The organism is Streptomyces mangrovisoli (assembly GCF_000974985.2).
Lineage (GTDB): Bacteria > Actinomycetota > Actinomycetes > Streptomycetales > Streptomycetaceae > Streptomyces > Streptomyces mangrovisoli.
In genome coordinates this window covers 1-4483 of the sequence record NZ_LAVA02000075.1, presented here as the reverse complement: position 1 = coordinate 4483, position 4483 = coordinate 1, and the positions used below count along the sequence as shown (strand labels likewise).

At 75.9% G+C, this 4483-nt stretch carries 2 protein-coding genes; both read right to left on the bottom strand.

What is annotated here, in order from left to right; genetic code table 11:
* Window positions 1-76: 76 nt before the first annotated feature.
* The gene (locus tag WN71_RS27810) at window positions 77-1501 is read right to left on the bottom strand and encodes a CurL C-terminal domain-containing protein (protein ID WP_046592872.1); all 1425 of its coding nucleotides are present in this window, start codon (window positions 1499-1501) and stop codon (window positions 77-79) included.
* 6 nt (window positions 1502-1507) lie between these two features.
* A partial coding sequence (locus tag WN71_RS27805) for an AMP-binding protein (RefSeq protein ID WP_143074882.1) occupies window positions 1508-4483 on the bottom strand: 2976 nt, incomplete at its 5' end.

The window sequence follows — 4483 nt, the reverse complement described above, 5'->3', positions numbered from 1 at the left end:
GTGCAGGAGTGTCATCGTGATCCGATCTGCGGTGGTGGTTGCGGGCCGGGTGGGTGGGTTGTCGGCGGCGACTGCGTCAGGCGCTCCTCGCCTCGGCCGCGACGAGGACGGCGAGTTCGTCGAGAAGTCCCTGCGGGTCGGCGCCCGCGGTGAGCGGCTCGTAGAGGGCGAGCGCCAGCGCCCAGTGGGCGGGGCCGGCGCGGAAGCAGCAGCGGGTCAGCGGTGCGTCGCGCAGCCGGGTGGACTGACGCGCGACCTCCAGCACCGCTTGCCTGAGCTGCTCGGGGCCGGCGTCCGGGTCGGCGACCAGCTGGACGGGCCGGGCGTCCGGGTCGGGCTCGGGCAGGACGCGGGCCTGCCACCGGCCGCCGGGCTCGCTGAAGACGGTGCGCAACACCGGGTGGCGGCGCTGGAGTTCGGCGAAGGCGGTACGGACGGTGTCGGGCGCCGGCGGCGGCCCCGCCACCACGGCGGCCGCGGTGACCATGTGATCCCCGGAGGAGCCGCCCCGCACCAAGTCGTAGAAGAGCCAGCGCTGTTCGTACGGCGTCAGGGGACGACTCGATGCGGCGCCGACCGGGGCGGGGCCGCCCGGGTCACGGCGGCGGAAGGGATGCCCGGGCAGCCGCACGCGGCGGCCGGGCCGGCCGAGGGTGGTGTCGACGTCGTACCCCTGACGCCAGAGCTCGGCGATCAGCCGCGCCGGGGAGGCGGGTTCGGTGGCGCCGATCCGTACGACCGGGGTGGAGGCCTGCTCCGGTGTGGACGCCATCTCGGGTGTGAACGCTTTCCCGGGTGTGGACGCCTTCCCGGGTGTCGTCGCCGGATCCGGTGCGGCGGCGAGCGCGGCCGGGGTGGGAGCCTCGCCCGCAGGGGCCGGAGCCTTCCCCGCCGCGGCGCGCAGCGCGTCCGGCAGGGTCGTCTCGCCGCGCGCCGCGGCCGCGGCCAGGGCGCCGAGTCCGGTGCCGCGCACACTCCGTGGGGTCACTCGGCGGGCGCGCAGCCAGCGCACCACGCCGTACTGGACGGCGACCGTCCGGACGGCGGGGGTGTCGCCGTGTCCGGCCGCCACGCGCAGCGCCTCGGCCACCTCGGACAACTCCAGCAACTCCAGCAACTCCGGCAGCTCCGGCAGCTCCGGCAGCTCCGGCAGCTCGGACGGCCGGGATGTCCGGGACGGCTCCGCGGCGCCGGGGGCGGCGGCGACCGGTGCCGGGTCGAGCAGCAGTTCCGGCCCGTCGCCCGCGGAGCGTCGCGGTGTGACGCCGACGGCCTCCTTCTCCCGCAGCAGGGCGGCGAGTTCGGCGGCGGAGGAGCCGGTGACGGCATCACGGCAGGGAAAGCGTTCCCGGCCGGCCCACAGGGTCAGGGCCACGTCGTCGAGGTCGGCGTCCGGCGCGTCCTCCAGCCAGGCGGCCAGTCGTTCGCGCAGTTCGGCCAGGGCCTCGGGGTCGCGGGCGGACAGCGCCAGCACGCGCGGGGGGTTCGTCGGTGCGGTCATGGCGGGTCACACCCTTTCGAGCTGCGGAGCAGGGGCGGGCTGGGAGAGTTCGGCAGGCTGCGCGAGGAGGGCGGGCTGCGCCAGGGAGCCGGCGGGCCGCTCCGGGGCCGTGTGCTGCTGCACGATCACATGGGCGTTGGTGCCGCCCACCCCGAAGGAGCTGACGCCCGCCGTGCGCGGCCGGCCGGGCTCCTCGGCCCACGCGCGGCCCTCGGTGAGCAGGCCCAAGCGGGCCGCCGTGCCGCCGAGTTCGTCGATCGGCTCGGCGACGTTGGGGGTCGCGGGCAGATGCCCGTGGTGGACGGCGAGGACGGCCTTGACGAGCCCGGCGATGCCGGCCGCGGTGTTGCAGTGCCCGACGGAGGCCTTGACGGAGCCGACGGCGACGGGCGGCCCGTCCGGCCCGAGCGCCTCCGCCAGGGCCGTGATCTCGATGGCGTCGCCGAGCCGGGTCCCGGTGCCGTGCGCCTCCACGAACCCGATGTCGGTGCCGCCGACACCCGCGGCGGCGAGGGCGTCACGGATGACCCGGGCCTGGCCGTCGACGCCGGGCGCGGAGTAACCGATGCGCGCCTTGCCGTCGTTGTTGACGGCGCTGCCGCGGATCACCGCGTACACCGGGTCGCCGTCGCGTTCGGCGTCGGCGAGCCGGCGCAGCAGCACGGCTCCGGCGCCGAAGCCGCCGACGGTGCCGGAGGCGCGCCGGTCGAAGGGGCGGCAGACACCGTCGTCCGCGTAGAGGAAGCCGGGGCGGTAGCGGTAGCTGCCGTCGGAGGCCGGGTCGAGGGAGACCGCGCCGGCGAGGGCGTAGTCGCTGCTGCCGGTCAGGAGGCTGCGGCAGGCGAGATGGACCGCGTACAGGCCGGTGGAGCAGGCGGTGTCGAGCATCAGGGCCTCCCCCCACAGGTCGTGCAGGTAGGCGAAGCGGGAGGCGACGAAGGTCGGGTCGGCGCCCACGACGTCGTCGACGCGGGCCTCGGGGTCGGTGTCGAGGACCTTGGCGCAGCCGGCGTAGAGGCTGGTGCGGGAGGCGATGTCGGACAGCCGCAGCGAAGCGTCCTCGACGGCCGACCAGAGCACCTCGTGGAGCACGCCCTGCTGGGGGTCGCCGCCGCGCAGGTCGTCCTCGCCGAAGCCGAGGAAGTCGGCGTCGTAGCGCGCCCCTTCGGCGCACATGCCCCAGCGTGCCACGCGCCGCTGCCCGCCGGGCAGTTCGGTGACGACGGGCCCGGGTCCCTCGGAGAAGCAGTCGCGTCCGGCGCGGAGGTTGTCCCAGAAGGCCGCGAGGTCGGCGGCGCCGGCGAAGCGGGCCGCCATGCCCACGACGGCGATCGCGTCGTCGTCCCCGGGCCGGAGCCGGGCCATGGGCCTTCGGGCACTCACTGCCCGGGAGTCGGCGCCGACGCCGTCACCGCCGCCCTGGCCCTCGCCCACGAGCAGCCGGGTCTGGGCGCGGACCGTGGTGTGGCGCAGCAGGTCGCCGATGGCGGGGCGGGTGCCGGTGGCACGGCGCAGGGCGGCCTGGAGCCGGACCAGCAGCAGGGAATGGCCGCCCACGTCGAAGAAGTTGTCGTCGGGCCCGAAGGAGGCGTGCTCGCCCAGCACCGCGCGCCAGGCGTCGTGCACCGCTCGGTGCGCGGTCGCGCCGAGGTGCGGGGTCGTACCCAGGTGGTCGGTCCCACCGGCGTGAGCGGGCCTCGGTGCCGAAGGGGCGCTGGGCCGGGGCGCGTCGGCCGCGGGCAGGCTCCCCGGTTCGGGCAGACGCTTGCGGTCGATCTTCCCGTTGGGGGTGAGCGGAAGCTCGTCGAGGGCGAGCAGGTGGGTGGGTACGGCGAAGGCGGGCAGGCCGGCGCGCAGGTGCCGCATCACCTCCGGGTGGGCGCCCGCGCGGGCGAACACGGCGTAGGCGACGATCTCCTTCTCGTCGCGCTCGTTGCGGCGGCTGGTGACGAACGCGGCCGTGACGTCCGGGTGGGTCCGGAGCACGGACTCGACCTCGCCCAGCTCCACCCGCTGGCTGCGGATCTTGATCTGGTTGTCCGCCCGCCCGATGAACTCCAGGCGCCCGTCGGCGGTCCGGCGCACGCGGTCGCCGGTGCGGTAGAGCCGGCCGTCGGGTTCGGGCCCGAAGGGGTCGGCGCAGAACCGCTCCGCGGTGCGGGCCGGATCGCCGAGATAGCCCAGCGCGACACCGGACCCGCCGAGGACCAACTCCCCCGGCATGTACGGCGGTGCGGGCACCAGGGTGTCCTCGAAGACGACGTGTGCGCGGGTGCCGGGGACCGGGTCGCCGATCGGGAGCGTGCGGACGCCTTCGGGTACGGCGTCGATGGCGCACCAGGTGGAGGTGAAGGAGTTCTCGGTGGGGCCGTAGCTGTGCAGCAGGGTCCCGGGGCGGGCCCAGCGCAGCGCCTTGCGCAGATGCGGCACCGAGATCAGCTCGCCGCCGAAGTAGACCCGGCGCAGCGTCTGGAGCAGGTCGGGCGCGTCCTCGATGATGCGGTTGAGCAGCGGGGTGGTGACCAGCAGGGTGGTCACGCCGAGCGCGCGGACCGCGGTACGCAGGGCGGGCGGGTCGAGGACGAGCTCCTTGTCCAGGACCGCGAGCCGGGCACCGTGGGTGAGGGCGCCCCAGATCTCGTAGGTGGCGCCGTCGAAGTTGAGCGGCGACAGGTGCGAGACGGTGTCGTCGGGGCCGAGCGGCAGGAAGTCCGGCCGGTGCATCAGGCGGGTGACGCCGCCGTGGTGCAGCAGGACGCCCTTCGGCCGACCGGTGGAGCCGGAGGTGTACAGGACGTTGAACAGGCTGTTCCGGTCGAGTTCGACGGCCGGCGGCACCACGGGCAGCCCGGCGGCGCGGCGGGCGATCTCGGGCAGGGTGTGCACGGGGAGGCCGTCGGGGGCGGCCGCGCGGGCGGCGCGCGCGGTCTCGTCCCGCTCGTCCGTACGGTCCTGCCCGTCCGGGCGGGCCTGCCCGTCCGG

Excerpts from the sequence above, each read along its gene's own strand:
- WN71_RS27810 (WP_046592872.1), bottom strand. The coding sequence starts at position 1,501 with ATGACCGCACCGACGAACCCCCCGCGCGTGCTGGCGCTGTCCGCCCGC.